The following is a 16,307-nucleotide window of genomic DNA, read 5'->3' on the forward strand; positions in this document are numbered from 1 at the left end:
TCATCTTCCCAAAAAAAGATGGCTTCCTCGCAGATAGCGCACTCTTGCATCGGAAACCAATCAAAGCAATATGATTATATCAATTCCCAAGCCCCAACGTGACGAAAAGGGCAAAATTCGAGGTGAATTTTACCCTTTGCAACGTGCAGAGTTGCTAGCACTAAGAGATTCAGAATTAGCCAGAGGCCCTTTTTATGTTCACCTGTGCCTAAGATTTGAAAATCCCTGGTGCGATCGCCCATTCTCAGTTTCAGTTGTGCAATTTTGCAAAAGATGGCATATTCCCGAAAGCAATTTTTATCGGGCGGTCGGTAAACTCCAAGAGATGGAAATTTTAGATTGGGAGCCAAGAGAAATATTTTTTTACTGGAAAAGTCCCACTAGTGAGAGTCAATTCCCAGTAGTGGGGGATAGTCCCAGTAGTGAGAGTCAATTCCCAGTAGTGGGGGATAGTCCCAGTAGTGGGAGTGAAATTCCCACTAGTGAGAGTAACAGTCCCAGTAGTGGGAGTGAAATTCCCACTAGTGAGAGTAACAGTCCCAGTAGTGGGAATTTACAAAGCTCAAAACCCTTGCTGGACAAGACTTCTGGCGATGGGTATCAACAGACTATTCAGACTTATTCAGATTTAGAAAAGACTCTCTCAGACCGGGGGGAGTGTGAAAAACTTTTGGATCAAGAAGAAGATATCAAAACTGAACATTTAACTTCGTTGTTCTCCAAAACGAAAAATAACGCACAACCGACAAACCCTCATCTAGATAATTGTTCCGCCGCCGCGACGAGCAAAATTTCTCCAGCAATCAAATATGATGCTGCTTTGGGTATTAAACCACCTAGCCAGTCAGATGCCCATTGGACACTGATTTACGATGGTGGTAACACGCCTTGGCTTGAAGCTCCCAAAGGAAGACAACTTTGCTGGAATCAGGCTTTCTTGAGATGGCAGGGAGAACGCTGGATGCAGAAGTATTCCAAGGCTGATATTTATGAAGCGATCGCTGATTTTCGCGCCAGCCTGCTCAACAATCCAGAGCGAATCGTCAATCGCTGGCAAGAGTATCAAGACCACATGACCCATCATGCTGTGGTTGCTCAAGTTCGGGTTGAGAACGGAATTGAATTAACGCAGACAGAAACGAAAAAGCTGCAAACCCATCATCGGGGACCATAGAGATGGGATTTAGTACTCATGCAAGGGATAGCTTGCCCCAAGTCAAAACGATTAATGTCTCTGCACTTCCATCTGTTGATATCCCTATGGATGGCAAGGAATTGGCGGAAAATCCGCAGGCTTATGCACCAGTTGCGATCGCCCCAGAGCTTTCGAGCTTCTGGAAGTCTCTGGTATCAGATCAAAAACCAGATATTCAAGCCAACCCTGAAGATATTCCGATCCCTACATCAGACGAAATGACTGCAAAAATTCAGAGTCTGTCCCAAAAAATGACTATTGGTAAAAGTAAAAAGCAGGTTGAGATACCTGCTGATGAGCCATTTGAAAGTACTTTTGCCAGAATGCAAGAACTGGTTAAAAAAGGTAATCCTTGGCATCGTAAGCAAGCCTTAGACTGGGCTTTTGATAACTGCAAACAAGTTCGGACTATTTACGATGAGAAATTTAAACTTGCCGTGGATATTGAGTTGATAGAGGTTGATTTTTAATGAAAGCCATCACAGTTAAGGGCCCAATCGCCTGGGCAATATTCAATGCCAACTACACCACCCTTCTTCGTTACGAGCCTGTTGTTGATTGTCCCGCCAAACTAGCAATTCACGTCGGAAAGTCAACATCTAGCTTAGATGTTGAAAGATTTTTCAAGAACACAGGAATTGTTACACCTCCTGCTAGTCGGCTGTTTCTGGGTCAGGTTGTCGGAGTCGTGACAGTTGAGGCATCTACTGATTGCTTCTCCCATTGGGGTTGGGAAATCAGCAACGCCACCCCCATCAAGCAGTTTGACTACAAAGGGCAACCTGGAATATACGAAATTCCAGATGACCAAATTGATTACGATTGCTCCAAAAACCCCATCATTGAGGAGTCTGGCTATAAATCAAAGGGCAATCCCAGAGGTCAATGGCGAGTCAATGTGTGGCCGCATCCCCATGTTGAAAATCATTATTCTTATGCGGTGGCGATCGCTGGCGGTGTAATGGGCGGTGGCATACCTGGGCATACACTTTTGCATGGATGCTATGCAGATCCTGAAGTTGCACTCCAGGCTGGAATAGAGGAGCTTTATTCATGAAGGCTATCCAAATAATTGAATTTGAGATTGCTGCTGATGTTCGGCGGGCTGGAGGGTGCATAGGCAAGGGCGATGCAAAATTGGTGGCTGATACCATCAATCAATGGAAATGCGGTGCGATGGCGATCGTTTATTACTCCTCTTTTGGGATGTCTAGGGACGTAGAAAAATTTCGTTCTTCTGTGAAACCAGTGGTAGAAGCGGGCGTTCACGATGCTTTAATAACTGGCCGCCAAGTATTTTTATTGAATATGCTGGGGAATTGGCCAGCTTACCCTGAACTTGAAGAGCCAAAAGAACCTGAAGGATATTGGTGGATGAGTATTTTGTACGAGCGCTCGACCTTGCAAGTTTCTATTCTCACGCCTGCTTATCGGGCATACAGAAATCAAGATTTTTGGAGTATTAATAATGCCAATTGAGTCCTACCAAAATAGGGAAATTGAGACAAGTTGGGAGCCGGGAAAGGGATGGTATTACAGGCTTGATTCTGGTAAGTGGTGGGGCGCGTTTGATAGTGAAGAAGAAGCGATCGCAGAAGCAGAACACAGGATTGACTCGGAGGATTATCAGGAATGACTAAATCCTGCCTCAATTGCCTCATGGGAGAATTTCACCCAATCATTGATAGCGGTTTGTATTCCTACTCTGGTGAATGCTGTCATTTTGAAACTGGCATCCGTGAGCAAGTTTTACCAATTATCGAAATTGAGAGCGAATATTTGGTGGAGGTTGAGCAGATGTTTGAGCGGGTGGGACAGCAATGCCCAATGTGGGAGCCGCAGCCATGACTACAGACTGCGCTGCCTCATTAAAACAAGTCTCTCTATTTGCTGTGAAGTGGCAACCCAAGAAAGATCAGCCATTACCTTGGGAGATTAGGCGGAAGCTTTGCAAACCCAAAGGAGGACGGAACAAGAAAGGCGATAATGATAATTTTCATAACCGTGACTATGACTTTGTTTCTCCGTCTGGTGAAATTTTCACGGGTAAAGGAGTTCGTCAATTTGCACTATTGCACGGTCTGAATGAAGTTTGCTTGTATGCTGTTCTGAATGGCAGGCTACATAGTCATAAAGGATGGACAAAAGTTGTTGGCGGCAGGAAATTACCTGTACCACCTACCTACCACTTTCTCTCACCATCTGGAGAAATTCACACCACAACAAATTTAAGTGAGTTTGCCCGTCAGCACAGCCTAGACCCGATCGCATTATCCCGAATTTCCAGATGCCTCAGAGCGATACACAGAGGATGGCGACACTGCACACCAGACGGACAGCCAATTGTGCCACCGGATATCAAGCACAGAAAATTTACACTACTTTCACCCACTGGTGAAATCATTGAAGGCAGTAATCTAAAAGCATTTGCCGAACAAAACGGACTATCCCGCACTTGTTTGATGAATGTTTTGGATGGCAGAAGTAAAGAGCATAAAGGATGGAAACTTGCTGCAACTAGCACCATGACCACTACAGCCGCAACCTTGAAAAATTTTCCAACTATGACTGCAATTGCACCGAACCTCGGCAAATTATTCACCGGCTGCACCAAACGCCCAGCCACATCAGAAGATATCGCCCTACTCGCTCCTGGCGACTGGATTAGCGAAAGGGAGTGCCCTTGGTCTTGGCAGTTCAAGAACTCTTGTCAGGATATGGCGGTGGGAGTGTGGGAGGGTAAAGAGTTTTTGTACCACATCACTTATTGATGGTATGCGAGATCGTTGAGGGTCGGGTTGTTGAAAAATTTTTCAAGAAGTCTGAAGTTCAGGATTTCAAGGCAGATCATGCTGACTTGAAAGTAGGCGATGGTCTACGACCGACCGTAGGCGATCGCATTCGCATCACCAGAACCAGAACTCAAAACCTCAGCCAATGGATAGGTAAAACTGCCATCATTACAGCTATCAACGGCGAAACTATTAGCGTAGCGGCGGGTGAGGGTAAAGAGAAAAAGCATCTTACTCTCAAAAAAGGGTGGTATGAAGTTGCACCTTGGGAATTAGCCAAAAGCGAGTGTACACAGCAATCGCAGGTAACTAAAACTATTTCAGAAAAATATCACAAAGGCTATCAAATAGAGTTTTTTGTTTTAGAAGACGGGGAGACAATTAAGTTCAAAATCTTCAATGACCAGTGGCAGATTTATGATTATTGGCACGAATACGAGTCTCTGGATGCGGCAGAATTGGGAGCTATCGAGTGGCTTGATAAGGAATATCCAGGAGAAAGGATTTCACCACTTAGTAAAGATGCGCTTGAGCGAATGGGTCGGGCTGTCGGACTACCAAGCAATGCTTACACACGGCAATTCAAGGTAGGCGATCGCATTATCTCCAAGCACCCCCTAAGTTTGGGGCAAATCTTTGTGATAGAGGAATATCCGTCTGTGTTTGCCGATTCATCGGTCAGTTACGAATGGCTTGTAACTAATACGAATTTGGTGCTTCGCATCGATCAAGTAAGTCCAATTGAAGAAGCTGAAAAATTTTTCAACAATCAAGAATTATGCTTACAACCGGACATATCTATTGTGGAGGTGGCGGCGATACAGAAGGAGCGATCGCCGCAGGATACAGACCTATCTGGGCAGTTGACAACGACTCAAGTGCAGCAAGTGTTTACAGGAAGCGATTCCCAGGAGTCTTGCTCATTGAGCAAGATATCCGATCCATTGCAGATGAGTTTATTGCCGGACTCCCAATACCAGATATCTGTTTACTCACAACACCTTGTCCAGATTTTTCCTTGGCTGGTAAGCGAACTGGGCTTACTGGAGTTCGCGGACAACTGTTTTTTGAAGGACTCAGATTTATTCGACTCCAACGCCCAAGTGCATTTGTGTTTGAAAACGTTGACGGACTCCTTAGCGCAGACAAAGCAACTGCCTTCCCGCAAGTCATTGAAGCGTTTACAGGTCTGGGGTATCGCTGCACCTGGCAACTTAGGAATGGTAACAGGCACGTCCCCCAAAACCGAGAACGGGTTTTCATCGTGGGCTATCACGGCAGATGTGAGAGCGACGCAGCCCAAGCAACAGAAGAAATCTTTAGCTGAGATTATTGGGGAAGGTAACGCTATTGTTTATCGCGCTGCTGGGGGCGATCGCATCTACACAGAAGAATCGCCTACATTGCGAAGCCTCTCAAATACTGGCAATCATCAAGCAGGTAGTGGAGCCTACAAAATCCGCGAATACCAAGGCGAAAACTACATTGAGCGCCCCATTAATGCGACCGAAGCAGAGCAATTAATGGGGTGGGAGGTTGGTTCGACTGCGATCGGTATTAATAAAGAAGGAGATGAGATTGCTATTAGCCAAACTCAGCGAATTAAGATGCTGGGGAATGGTATAATCCCTGGCGAAATAACCGATATTTTAACCGCAATTAAACCGATGCTGGAGCGTAAATTAGAGAATGAAGTGAGCGCAAATATGCGGTTTGCTTATCGGCAATTGCGGTAAAAAAGGAATGTCTCATCAAGAGACATTACAATTAATTAGTAAACAGTAAAAGGGGATTGACGTTTTTTTTCTAAGTGCTAACTTTGATTGATTTATTATTAGCAGATAATCATGACAGCACTTACAGACGCTTTAGAAGCTGCGATCGCAGCACGCCAAACTTTGATCGATGCTCAAGCTACTTTTGATGCAGCCGCAGAAACGCTGGCTACTGCAAATACTGATTCCGAAAATGCTAGGTATGCAGTATTGGCATTACTGCCACCAGACTTAATTACTTATGAATATACAGATTCATCTAGTATTCAATGGGGAGTTTCACGAGACAATAATCCCAGTATCACTCTTCGTCCGTTAAACGCACTTCCTTAAGCTGTTTTCTCGGACAATGCAGTAATCCGTATATCGGTTACTGCTCCACTCAAAGTCGCAGTCCAGGCGTTATTTGCGGTGGACTGCTTAAGAATCCCTGCAAAACTAAATGGAATTGTACTAGCAGGTGGAATCCAGGCAGAAAAGCGAGTGGTTCCCCCTGTTGAATCTTTAATATCAACCCTTGTGCCTGTCATTACGGCAGTATTACTAATTATTAAATCAGTGATATCGTTGAAAACACCTGCACCACCAGCCGCGATTAAAGTTGTTTCTGTAGTTGTGGAAAGTGTTAAAGTATCGTTTTGCTGAAGCTCTCGAAGTTGTCCATTCTTAATAATTGTTCTTCCTATTTTATCCGTAATAGGGCGGGATACAGTTGCATCAGTTTGAGAACTTCTTTGAGTAGTTCTTGCTTCCCAGCTAACAGCGATGGGGGGGGCAGAACCGATTGCTCCTCCAGGTACTGTACTTCCAGAAACTTGGGCTTGTAAATTGCCCGGACTTGATTGGGAGACGTTAACAGCCATGCTGCTATTAGATGATCAGTGTGACAATCGAACTTCCTATATAAGGAGAAGTTCTAAATACTGCACTAACAGATACAGTGCCAGATCCAAAAACACTAACTCTGGCACGAAAAAATTTTCCGTAGCATGGGAAAATACGAAATGTTGCTGTTGTTGTTGTTGCAGTTGGAGAGTACGATGAACCAGTTGATAATTGATATCCTATGACAGGATCATAAGTTGTTCCATCCACGCTTGTTTCATAAGTAATTGTGCAAGCAGTTCCGGCGTTAGTCACTTGCACAAATACCGATTGATACCCTGTAGTGTCTTGAGTAAAAATAGCCCCAACACCACTAAGGCTTCCCGATACCACCAATCCATCTTGAACAGTAACAGGTACGGCACTTTGATTGGATGCAATCACGACAGGCAAAGAACTTGCCATTACTGCTTGTCCTTTAGCCAAAGTCACGCTAAGAAATCTCTTGAATAAAGCAATTAAAGAAAAAGTTCCGGTATCAGTGGTGGCTGTCACATCACTATTAATTCCGACACTATTTGTTATGTCTGCTTGAGAAGCTGCGTTTGTCGGTAAAGGTAAACTAGATGCAGAAATCGGTTGAGTGACTGCGCTGTTGTCAACCTTCAATGCATTTCCTACTAAAGTTAGGGTAACTAACCTATCACTAATTAATTTCCAAATCGCCGATAACCAACCAAACAACCCAATGCCGCCTGTTGGCATCGTTGCGCCCGTAATCGGTGTATCTCCGACACGATCGCGCACTTGGGCTAAAGTAACTTCGCTTGCCACGCCATTAGGCAAGCGATCGCGTATATCGGTAAGCCGAGAAATCTCAGTACCTTGATTGACGGCGGAGGCATCACCGCCTCCGTCTCCGCCGCTAATAGATATGATGTTTCCATCAGCATCAACAGGGATGAATTTTTGATACGCCGTTTTCTTGATACGTCATTTACTTGCTGCGCTTGCTGGCTTGGGCTTCCTCTAAGACTGGTTCTTCCAGCTCTGGTGTAGGAGTTGGTACAGGGGTTGGTATTACTGGAAGAATTACGGGTGGCTCTCTCAGCCACCCCGCTTGAATCCAACCTGGCGCGTCAATCGCTGCAATCTCACGAGTGCGCTTTCCATCTGGGCTATAAAGAGTGATTGAGGCGCTCATGCTGTCAAGAAAGCTCCATAATTCAAGTTGCCAGGGCTGCCAGTTTTTGCGGCTTTGGCGCGAACGTAAATAATGTTTGGATAAGAGGCACTAGGAAGATTCTTTTTCTACCCATTCGCCACTAAGGGGAATTTGGAAGCGATTGGCGACACCAGTGGGGATAACAGTACCCACGGGGACAAAAGTAGAGTTATCTGGCGGAAGCTTCAATGGTGATTGTCCATTGTGCCGAACCTGCGACATATCCAGTGTGAGCCGCGACATCCACAACTGCTTTGTAGTAGCAAAGTTCAGCAACATTCGTATTGCTGATTGCTGTCTTTTTTCAGCAGTCGTGGCGCTAATGGCGGTTGCGGTTGTGAAATCCCGCAAAATCAAGCTTGCATCAAGTAAAATTGCACGGCGGTTAGCCAATGGCTCGAATCGAGCCATATTTTTAATCCTGAGAAATTTTCAACAATGATTTAGCTAATTGGCGGAGCGTTGAAGTAATGCCACAAAGCCTTGCGCGCTGCACGACCGTGGTGGCAGAGGGATCGCTGTGTACCAGTCAACCCGTGTTCTGAATACTCTCAGCTTGGTTTCGAAGTTCCCCTAGAGTCGCGGGTGGAGACACCACACACGCTAAGTCAACCGCACCTTGAATGCCATTGAGCATCATTTCCTTAAAGCAAACACAATAAATGCTTTGGCATTGGGTGCTAGAAGTGCCATCGGGACTTGTTTCTGTAAAGTCCATGATGATATTGCCGTTGTTGTCGTAATCGGCGATCAGGATTGGTAAACCGTTGCTTAGCTCATCACGCGGTTGCCAAATTCATCTTGACTAAAATCAACGTCTACCGCTCCACAGTGCAGTTTCTAGTACCCAGTTGGTTACGTCGTGCAGACTTGCCCATAATTAGGTGTGTGGGCGTATCTACTTGGTCTATCAGTTGGTCAAGTTTTCTAAAGAAAGCGGCCCACCAGCATCGTTATTGGAAATTTAATTAGGTTCCAGTTAATCGCACTTGCAACCCGTCAAAACCACGCGGGTCAATATTAAGAGAGTCACCCTTGATGAGATTGTAAGTCCACGACAATGCTAGAGGCGCTTACCTTCATCATTTCATGCACAAAACGAACCTGCTCACCCCGCATATCAATGATGGCGCGGTCTACATCTAGATCGCCGCCGAAAATTTTGAGTGCTTCAGACTGAAGGTTAACTACACCAACTGATTCTTTGTAGAGCTTCATTGATGCCTCGAAAAACCTACGCCAGGGAAGTTTGTCTTCGCGGTTTGTAGTGTTTGCCCAGTCCCTGCTACATCTTCAAAAAGGAATGGCGCGGAGGATATCATAGAGCCGCGTATTCTTCAATAATTGTTGCAGTTTGAACGGAGGAAGAAATCTTTGGCTGCTTCCAAAAGAGTCATTACCATAGGTGTGATGCTTTTAAATTAGATTGTCAGTACGCCTTGGCATCACGCCTACGGCAGACAAACTGATTCACTCAGTTTGAATAATTAGTTTTCTAACTACTTAATTCCCAGTTGCCTTGCTTTTGATATGCGCTCACTGCGAGGTAATGCCATAATTTTGCTCTCTGTACCATTGCGGTATTTTGTGTCCCATGCTGACTTCGCGTCATTCCACTTCCTGCGCCATTGCTGATTGGTTCCAAATAGTGAAGCTGTGAAACCAGTGGATCGCAACTTCAACATCCAAATCATCAACACGTGAAATTTGCGCCCTTAGTGTCCTTAAGCGGCGTTTTTTTATCTCTGGGGTCGATGATGGTGATTTTGCCTTGATCATCAAGGACGATATAATTGGCAGCGCGATTCAGCGTATCAAGTCAAAAATACGTGTAGCCATCTTCATCCTTACCAGACTTGCCTCCGGTGGATAGAAGGATTTTTCTAGGGCGTTAATAATCTGGTTTTGCTTGAGGTTCTCTTGTAGTTGTTGAACTTGAGCAAGCAAAGTTGTTTCCTTGACAGTCCAACGCTCCTTAAGTTCAGAAAAATTGCGCTGTTCTTCCCAGTTTGCGTTCTTCGTAAGTCTGGGCTAATTTTTCTAATTCTTTGATATTTATTGGGGTCAATGCCTTTGATTTTTTCTAAGTTGCCCGAAAGTTCATTAACTTTGATTTCTAATTCTTTAGCCCTTTTAGCTGCCTCGTCTCGTTCTTTGCGGGTAGCTTGGGCTGTGGCGAGGATTCTGCTAATTTCGTCGTCAGAATATTGCTTGGTTTCGGGAGATGGAGTCGAATCTAATTCAGTAACCATAGTCAAGTCAAGCATCACGCTTTACGTCGCCAACAGAATTCCCAAGAGCGAATTTCACGGCATCAACTGGAATACAAAGCAATGCTAAATATTTTCGGATATGCCAAATAAGCAATAAATTCGACGAGCGTTTGACCCCAGTAATCATCCACAAAGAGGCGTGAAGATTGATGGTGTGAGTTAGTTCATCTTCAATAATCGGTGCTAATTTTTCTTGTACTTCTGGCGGTACAAACCTCAAAAGCTCTTTATAAAAGCAATGCTGAAAATCTTCTAAAACGCACATAAAGGCTACGCGATCGCACCAATCGTAAGAATTAGCAGTGCGAAAGCCAAAAAAGATTTTGGCTGATAAATAGCGAGTACTCATCCCATCAACTTGATAGGATTCTAGTGATGAATCCCAATTGACACAGCCCCAATTAAACGCTTGTTTTTCCTCACGGTTCATCAGCCCCGCGCCAGACATATTTAATTTAGAGCCAGTGAGTTGGCAGAATACTTGGGCGTGACTGTACTCAGAAAGCGCTTGCTCTTTTAGGTTCTCATCAAGTCTCCCATAGTAACCTGGAAGGTTTTTGGCTTCAAGATAACAGCGCCAGCAGAAGAAAAATACACCAATTTCTAACTTTTTTAGTAAGGATAAATAATTAGGAAATAAAGTGATTATTCTTGCCAAAATTAGAGCAATTAAATTATCTATCATCATCTGCAACGCATGGCTGATTATTTTTGGCAAGAGGTGCGAATATTAGATGTAGTGGAACAATTATGATGAAGACTGCGATGCCTACGGCGAGCTTCGCTAACGCACACAGGCACGAAATTACTATTTCTGAAATTTTATTAATCATTACGAATACCCCAATAGAGTAATCACATTGCCATTTACCGCAAAGCAAACCCCATCTAAATAATTGCTATTAGCTGGATTTTTGGCAAAAACCGAAATCCATTTATAAGTGGAATCAATTGTGAGATTAGAATTTGCCCCCAGCGCTGGGTATTGAATTATGGGGCTGCTTTCTCTGCCAGTCATTCCAGTGTTAGGAGTCGCGGACCATCTGTAGATGGCGATCGCATTACTACCCGACTGAATGCTGATGCCAAAACTAGGCTGAATTATTAAACCTAGATTGGTTTGGGGTGCATAAAACTGAAACGCTTTCCCGCTTCCTCCTGCCGCAGTAGTGCAGCCAGAAGTACAAATGATTTGCTCCTCCAAAACTTGCACCGCCGCCAGCGCCCCCACTTTTAAGCCATCGTCCAGTACTAGGGCTGTCATTGGGTAGCAACACTAAATCATCGTCGGCGTTGCGGTGCTGGCACTAATGAAGGTATACCAAGCGGGTAATCCTGTAGCATCAGCTTTTGCCTGACGTGAGTAACCATCAGTTCGCTGGCTGGAAGTAAGGGCTTTTATGGCAGATATATCGGCTGATCGCATATCCAGTTTGAATAGTCACTTTTATCTCGGCATAGCATCAATGATTGGTATTCCTCCCACTGGTGCTACTAGGCTTACTTGGTCGCCAATTGCGAACACCCCATTAGAAATCGCCCTGGCTGAAAATATTTGCCCTGCGGTATTTTTTACGTTGTAGTTGCCTAAGTTTGAGTCGTAATTGAGGATTTTTACACTGTTTTCGAGGATGCGATCGCTTTTATGTCGAGCTTGCACTTGACGCGATTGATAACCAGCACGATTAATCAGACTTAAATTAATCAACATTGTGATTTCAGACATAAATAGCAACTCCAGCGATATCGCAGTACTTGGCTATAGTCGCCACAGCAGGCTTGATTTTCGTAGAAATAGTTTTTGATTGATAAATAGGAGAGCAGGAGTTTTGACTTGGGCTAAACCTCCCTCGATTGAAAGGAATTAATTTACTTGCTGTTAAAAATATTTGATCCCCCAGTAGATATAAATCGATTTTTTAAATCTATATGGGCAAATTTGTTTGCCCTAAAGCTATTGACACAAGCAATTTCATCATCTGGAGGGTTAACTAGAAATGAGTGCGTTAGTGATTTTCGCCAGTCTTTGTTATCAGGCAAATCAATAGTTGCTTCTCCCGTATATTCAAAAACTCCCATGCTAATAATATTTAATTTTTTATCAGCAGTAATAATGATAATTTTGGTGCAATAAAAGTCAGACTCGCTCCCAGAGTCTTCTTTGAAAGTTAAGTATATATTTTCTTTGGTATATGACAAAACTGAAAAATAATTAGTCGCAAGCGCTATTTGATTGTTAACTTGGTAAGGCAATTTAATAATTTTATTACCATTGCTCAGGTAATAAAATATTTGATAGACAACGAGAAAGTCTATATCTTTCGATGCTGGTGAGCTACATTCAATATATCCATCTGTTTCTGGCGTTGGAGTATAAGTGAAATTTTCATTAAAAATAATTCCTGAAGTTATTACTTCTGTGGTAAATTCTCCGCCTGGATAAGTAATGTGGATGTAGCCCCCATTTAGTCCATAAAAAGCAATAGAAATTGTTTGAGTTTCAAAGCCGACAAAAAGCCTTACCGTAAAGTTGTTTGAAGCCCGCAAGAATGAGTTACTGCCATTCATAGCTTTTGTTCCAGCAAGGGCAACAAAGCTGTATTTTTCTGCTGATTTTTTAGGAACTATTGCATCAGTTGTCCGGCGTGGCATCTCGTCATATTTGGCAAGCACCCCACCTCGTCGTAACCTAATATTTTTACCCTTACCTACTGCCCCCATTGGTTTGGGCAGTGCCATAAGAAATATTTCCACCGCTATCTTGCAGCCTCCCCAAGCCCAATTCAGCATCAAAGCGACTGTAGATAGTGGGTAAAGATTGTTCGGATTGTGCCTCGGCTACATCGGTAATTTTTTGCTGATATAAATTACGGTTTAATTGCGATCGCCCCCTCAATATCTCATTAGCTTCCTGTGACATAGCCCGAATTCAGCACTACAAGAGGAATTTGATAGCTATAGCCCTGCCCATCTGCAACTGTAATTGGTGAAGTTTCCACCGCGTAGGCAACAATAATGCCGTTGGCGCTCCTGGCGCGGAATGTCCCTGAACCTGTATCTGTAATATCCACGCCTGTTAGCTGAAAATCATTGGTGGTGACACTAGAGACTGTATAGACAGTGCCAGCAGTAATGCCGCCGGGTAGGAATGCTAACGAGTCAGCAGTGAAAACTAACTTATCGCCATTGACAAAACTGTGAGCAGAGATTGTAATGCGATCGCTTGTCGGGTTAACATCGCTGCTGGTGAAAGATTTTGATGAAGCTGCTGATGAGTCAGCAATCAAAAACGCAGTTTGGAACTGGAGAGAACCGCCTGAAGCGCTAAAGCTAGCGCTGATTGTCGGCAGTTCGTGGCGCTGATCTGTGGTGTCGTAACTTCCATCACTTGAGAAATTAGCTACTGCTCTGGCATAATTGTTATTTGGCAAGAGTTCGTTAGAGATGAAATCAGCCAGCGAACTTGTCCGCCCCAATGATGCAGTGTTGACCAGCGCCAATCGAAACTTTGAGGCATCTGGGGGAGTAGCACCCCGGAATAAAATTCTGGCTGATTGTGTTATCCAACTGTTGCTAAAAATTCCGGTTGGCATAGGGGAATGGGGAATGGGGAATGGGGAATGGGGAATGGGGAATTGGACAGTCCGAGAATAGCTAATGACCAATAACCAATAACCAATAACCAATGACCAATGACCAATGACAAATGACCAATGACAAATGACCAATGACAAATGACCAAACGCTACAAAAGTCTGTTCCAATCCGCCTCATCCCAAATTCCTGATTCCCAAGTGGGTGATGGTTGCAGAGAATTCCAGGCGCTTTCATCCACCCCATCCCAGCTAAAATCTTCCCAGTAGAGCGATGAAATAGAGCCTCCGATAAAGTTAGCGCCAAGCCCTATACCCGCAGACAGTACAAACCCACTACTCCATTCCCCACTTTCACCTAAACCCAACTGAATTTCTGATGTAGTGGTAGTTAACAGATAGGAATATGATTTAAATTCAATCCCTAACGCCATGCCTAAGGGTAAATCTTCAATCTCGGTGTATGGCAACGTAACAATGCCAGGAATCACCACACTGCCGTCGGCGGGTAGAGTTACACCGTTGATTATGGTGTTGCCGTCGGGTGTAATGGTCACGTTACCTACTACGGCGTTACCTTCTGGCGTAATCACTGCACCACTGACGATCGCACCATTGATAGAAAGTGTGGTTTCGGTAATTACAATATCGCCTGTAACTGGAATTGCCGATTGAGATTCCCCAACCCAGATGCCATCACAACTCCACAGCGCCTTCTGTGCTGTGACTACCCAACTGCACCCATCGGCTAAATAATTCTGGGCTGTACCATCAAACTCAAGCACATTTACCCCAAATAAGGGCTGGTAGGCATTGAGCAAGCTATTGGGAATTGCCCCCGCCATTTCTTGCCCCTGCCATCTGCCTCTGAGTAATTCGCCTTCACGTTTGGCGATCGCTTTCAATTGCTTGTTCGCGCTACTATCACTGCTTATGAAAAATTTTTCATAAGGGACTGTAATCCCTGCCAAAAATTCCACATTATAAGTGCGCTCCCGTTGCTTGAAGTTGCCGCTACATGGGTCTTGAAATAATGCGGTGTAAGTAACAGGGTTTTCCTCAATGCGCTTTGTGGTTGGGCGGCGCTCGGCGGCGGGTGGCGTTTCTTGTCCTGAATTGGAGCGACGTTTCTCACTTGAATCCCAAGTTAAGCCCAATTTTTGCTTTGCTCTTTGATTCACATCATCAGGATATTCAATCGCAGTACCTCCCTCAGCTTTTACGGTGGGCTTGAGAGTGTAGGTTTCGTACTGCCAGGTGTATTTATCAATTTCCTTCCATTCTTCTGATTTGTATTCCGAAGTGACAAAGTACTCTGGGATGGTTTGCCAGTCGTCCCAATTCTCGCTGCTGCCATTCAACACAATCACAGCAAGTTCTTGAGTCTCGGTGATTTTTTTAATAAGTACTTCTTTGGGGCTGTAGGTATAGGTTTCGGTAATATTTTTGGTGTTTGTTAAACCAACGTAATTACCTACAATAAAATCGGGTCTGGCTTCTTGGATTTCTGCTAAGTATTGGGATTTATCTGTATTAAAAATAGTGGTTTTCTGAATCAGCTTCCCGCCTGAATCGGCATTTTCAAAATTGGATTCTTCGATTCGATTTTCACCCAAAAATAATCTAAATAATTCTGGGGGCAAGTTTGGTGGAGTTGCAAATTTATCCCAAAAAGCCCTTGCTACGATTAACCCCCAAGGTTTCTCTGTCACAGAAATAATTGTAAAAATCCCTTGATCTTCATCCCATTTCTGAGTTTCTGTAACCCTGTTGATTACTATCAGCCCGGTGTAAGTAGGGTCAAGAATCGCAGGTGAGCCGTATTGCTCGGTGACGACAACACTTGCAAGCTCAATCTCCCGCATTACCATCTGCGTGCCGACTACCTTCACCTTCTCGCAAGGTGATTCCGCTCCCCCTAGTCGGCGATACCAAAGCTCGTTTTGACCAGCTATGAGAGAAACCAATGATTGAGTCGATTCGACATTAACAGTAGAAATTCTAAATCGCTCTTGGTTGTCAATCCACCCTACTTGATTATTTGCATAGAGTAATTTACCAACAGATTGTAGATAAGAACCTGAAAGATTTAAAGGGTAGTTGTAGAGGGTGTCTGGCAGAATTCCGGTGAAGTTATTGATTCCTGCCTCATGCAGTAGTTTGGTGATTACAGAATCTGCACTTTGAGAATCTGTGTTTTTATTGTCCGCCTTGTCAGGGTCTGTGGGTTCTTTGAAGTTGAGAAGTGTAATTAAATCAGCCACCTCAAGGGTTAGCTGCTGCTTCTCTGTGTCATATTTTGGGGTAAGAATTCGTAGTGTCCCCCGTGGGTGGCGTGTCAGACTTCCATTGGTATCGGCTATGTCCAGAGTTACCGACTTTCCCCTACAGAAGGCGCTGGGACTTTTGCGATCATCAAGGGATTGAGTAAAACCCAGTGCTTTGCCCAGCAAGATTTGCCCAGTGAAAGTAATCAAGCCAGATTGGTCAAGGTGGCTATCACTGCCTTGAAAGGAGATGAGGCAGGGTGTGAAGTCCGTGCCTCCAATTAGTAGACGGACATTTCTGGCTGATTGGTTGACGGACATGAGTGATGATGCGATCGCTACAATAATGCATAATTCCTGAC

The 16,307-nt window shown here is 44.3% G+C and carries 27 protein-coding genes; 10 read left to right on the top strand and 17 right to left on the bottom strand.

The genetic code is table 11. The features are described from left to right. The first annotated feature begins 70 nt into the window (after positions 1 to 70). From FD724_RS06505 to FD724_RS06535, 7 genes are read left to right on the top strand one after another with little or no spacing between them, the layout of a single operon-like run. Positions 71 to 1,174 (top strand): hypothetical protein, encoded by a 1,104-nt coding sequence (locus FD724_RS06505; protein WP_179071997.1) that lies wholly within the window; start codon positions 71 to 73, stop codon positions 1,172 to 1,174. A 2-nt stretch (positions 1,175 to 1,176) separates the two neighbouring features. Then, positions 1,177 to 1,665, top strand: coding sequence for a hypothetical protein (locus FD724_RS06510; RefSeq protein ID WP_179071998.1), 489 nt, complete (start codon positions 1,177 to 1,179; stop codon positions 1,663 to 1,665). Continuing rightward, positions 1,665 to 2,252: a hypothetical protein gene (locus FD724_RS06515; protein ID WP_179071999.1), complete on the top strand. Its 588-nt coding sequence runs from the start codon at positions 1,665 to 1,667 to the stop codon at positions 2,250 to 2,252. The genes FD724_RS06510 and FD724_RS06515 overlap by 1 nt, the downstream gene beginning before the upstream one ends. Further along, positions 2,249 to 2,674 carry a hypothetical protein gene (locus tag FD724_RS06520; RefSeq protein WP_179072000.1) on the top strand — a complete coding sequence of 142 codons (426 nt, stop codon included), beginning with the start codon at positions 2,249 to 2,251 and terminating at the stop codon, positions 2,672 to 2,674. The genes FD724_RS06515 and FD724_RS06520 overlap by 4 nt, the downstream gene beginning before the upstream one ends. Continuing rightward, a complete protein-coding gene (locus tag FD724_RS06525; protein ID WP_179072001.1) occupies positions 2,664 to 2,831 on the top strand; it encodes a hypothetical protein in 168 nt (55 codons plus the stop codon). The genes FD724_RS06520 and FD724_RS06525 overlap by 11 nt, the downstream gene beginning before the upstream one ends. Then, entirely contained in the window at positions 2,828 to 3,043 is a 216-nt protein-coding gene (locus FD724_RS06530; RefSeq protein WP_179072002.1) for a hypothetical protein, read from the top strand. The genes FD724_RS06525 and FD724_RS06530 overlap by 4 nt, the downstream gene beginning before the upstream one ends. Continuing rightward, complete coding sequence (locus tag FD724_RS06535; protein WP_179072003.1) at positions 3,040 to 3,966, top strand: hypothetical protein; 927 nt, start codon at positions 3,040 to 3,042, stop codon at positions 3,964 to 3,966. Before FD724_RS06530 ends, FD724_RS06535 begins: the two co-directional genes overlap by 4 nt. Positions 3,967 to 4,070: 104 nt before the next feature. Here FD724_RS06535 and FD724_RS41945 read toward each other — a convergent pair whose 3' ends face one another. Then, positions 4,071 to 4,217, bottom strand: a complete 147-nt coding sequence (locus FD724_RS41945) for a hypothetical protein (RefSeq protein WP_179072004.1) — start codon at positions 4,215 to 4,217, stop codon at positions 4,071 to 4,073. 548 nt (positions 4,218 to 4,765) lie between these two features. Between FD724_RS41945 and FD724_RS41950 the strand changes: the two genes are divergently transcribed. The 3 genes from FD724_RS41950 to FD724_RS06555 all read left to right on the top strand — a co-directional run bounded on the left by FD724_RS41950 (position 4,766) and on the right by FD724_RS06555 (position 6,095). After that, positions 4,766 to 5,314, top strand: coding sequence for a DNA cytosine methyltransferase (locus tag FD724_RS41950; protein WP_179072005.1), 549 nt, complete (start codon positions 4,766 to 4,768; stop codon positions 5,312 to 5,314). Continuing rightward, positions 5,271 to 5,723 carry a hypothetical protein gene (locus tag FD724_RS41955; protein WP_179072006.1) on the top strand — a complete coding sequence of 151 codons (453 nt, stop codon included), beginning with the start codon at positions 5,271 to 5,273 and terminating at the stop codon, positions 5,721 to 5,723. Before FD724_RS41950 ends, FD724_RS41955 begins: the two co-directional genes overlap by 44 nt. A 111-nt stretch (positions 5,724 to 5,834) precedes the next feature. Further along, positions 5,835 to 6,095: a hypothetical protein gene (locus tag FD724_RS06555; RefSeq protein ID WP_179072007.1), complete on the top strand. Its 261-nt coding sequence runs from the start codon at positions 5,835 to 5,837 to the stop codon at positions 6,093 to 6,095. On the opposite strand, the gene FD724_RS06560 is transcribed toward FD724_RS06555, so the two are convergent. The 16 genes from FD724_RS06560 to FD724_RS06630 form a co-directional block, all read right to left on the bottom strand. Continuing rightward, a complete protein-coding gene (locus tag FD724_RS06560) occupies positions 6,092 to 6,625 on the bottom strand; it encodes a hypothetical protein (RefSeq protein ID WP_179072008.1) in 534 nt (177 codons plus the stop codon). The two genes, FD724_RS06555 and FD724_RS06560, sit on opposite strands and share 4 nt — an antisense overlap. A 7-nt stretch (positions 6,626 to 6,632) precedes the next feature. Further along, positions 6,633 to 7,421 carry a hypothetical protein gene (locus FD724_RS06565; RefSeq protein ID WP_179072009.1) on the bottom strand — a complete coding sequence of 263 codons (789 nt, stop codon included), beginning with the start codon at positions 7,419 to 7,421 and terminating at the stop codon, positions 6,633 to 6,635. Further along, a complete protein-coding gene (locus FD724_RS40655) occupies positions 7,400 to 7,534 on the bottom strand; it encodes a hypothetical protein (protein WP_256874473.1) in 135 nt (44 codons plus the stop codon). The genes FD724_RS06565 and FD724_RS40655 overlap by 22 nt, the downstream gene beginning before the upstream one ends. Before the next feature lie 50 nt (positions 7,535 to 7,584). Beyond that, complete coding sequence (locus tag FD724_RS06570) at positions 7,585 to 7,791, bottom strand: hypothetical protein (RefSeq protein WP_179072010.1); 207 nt, start codon at positions 7,789 to 7,791, stop codon at positions 7,585 to 7,587. Between the two features lie 90 nt (positions 7,792 to 7,881). After that, positions 7,882 to 8,223, bottom strand: a complete 342-nt coding sequence (locus FD724_RS06575) for a hypothetical protein (RefSeq protein WP_179072011.1) — start codon at positions 8,221 to 8,223, stop codon at positions 7,882 to 7,884. A gap of 118 nt (positions 8,224 to 8,341) precedes the next feature. Next, entirely contained in the window at positions 8,342 to 8,530 is a 189-nt protein-coding gene (locus tag FD724_RS06580; RefSeq protein WP_179072012.1) for a hypothetical protein, read from the bottom strand. Between the two features lie 311 nt (positions 8,531 to 8,841). Next, entirely contained in the window at positions 8,842 to 9,030 is a 189-nt protein-coding gene (locus FD724_RS06585) for a hypothetical protein (protein ID WP_179072013.1), read from the bottom strand. Between the two features lie 665 nt (positions 9,031 to 9,695). After that, positions 9,696 to 10,064: a hypothetical protein gene (locus FD724_RS06590; protein ID WP_179072014.1), complete on the bottom strand. Its 369-nt coding sequence runs from the start codon at positions 10,062 to 10,064 to the stop codon at positions 9,696 to 9,698. A gap of 7 nt (positions 10,065 to 10,071) precedes the next feature. After that, positions 10,072 to 10,773, bottom strand: a complete 702-nt coding sequence (locus tag FD724_RS06595; protein WP_179072015.1) for a hypothetical protein — start codon at positions 10,771 to 10,773, stop codon at positions 10,072 to 10,074. 144 nt (positions 10,774 to 10,917) lie between these two features. Further along, on the bottom strand, positions 10,918 to 11,349 hold the full coding sequence (locus FD724_RS06600; RefSeq protein ID WP_179072016.1) for a hypothetical protein: 432 nt from the start codon (positions 11,347 to 11,349) through the stop codon (positions 10,918 to 10,920). A gap of 12 nt (positions 11,350 to 11,361) precedes the next feature. Continuing rightward, on the bottom strand, positions 11,362 to 11,511 hold the full coding sequence (locus tag FD724_RS06605) for a hypothetical protein (protein ID WP_179072017.1): 150 nt from the start codon (positions 11,509 to 11,511) through the stop codon (positions 11,362 to 11,364). 21 nt (positions 11,512 to 11,532) lie between these two features. Then, complete coding sequence (locus tag FD724_RS06610) at positions 11,533 to 11,811, bottom strand: hypothetical protein (RefSeq protein ID WP_179072018.1); 279 nt, start codon at positions 11,809 to 11,811, stop codon at positions 11,533 to 11,535. Between the two features lie 143 nt (positions 11,812 to 11,954). Then, positions 11,955 to 12,824 (bottom strand): hypothetical protein, encoded by an 870-nt coding sequence (locus FD724_RS06615; RefSeq protein WP_179072019.1) that lies wholly within the window; start codon positions 12,822 to 12,824, stop codon positions 11,955 to 11,957. Then, complete coding sequence (locus FD724_RS06620) at positions 12,790 to 13,005, bottom strand: hypothetical protein (RefSeq protein ID WP_179072020.1); 216 nt, start codon at positions 13,003 to 13,005, stop codon at positions 12,790 to 12,792. Before FD724_RS06620 ends, FD724_RS06615 begins: the two co-directional genes overlap by 35 nt. Beyond that, positions 12,989 to 13,849: a hypothetical protein gene (locus FD724_RS06625; protein ID WP_179072021.1), complete on the bottom strand. Its 861-nt coding sequence runs from the start codon at positions 13,847 to 13,849 to the stop codon at positions 12,989 to 12,991. Before FD724_RS06625 ends, FD724_RS06620 begins: the two co-directional genes overlap by 17 nt. Continuing rightward, entirely contained in the window at positions 13,831 to 16,266 is a 2,436-nt protein-coding gene (locus FD724_RS06630; protein ID WP_179072022.1) for a hypothetical protein, read from the bottom strand. Before FD724_RS06630 ends, FD724_RS06625 begins: the two co-directional genes overlap by 19 nt. Between the last annotated feature and the right edge of the window lie 41 nt (positions 16,267 to 16,307).

The organism is Nostoc sp. C057 (assembly GCF_013393925.1).
In the GTDB taxonomy this organism is placed as follows: domain Bacteria; phylum Cyanobacteriota; class Cyanobacteriia; order Cyanobacteriales; family Nostocaceae; genus Nostoc; species Nostoc muscorum_A.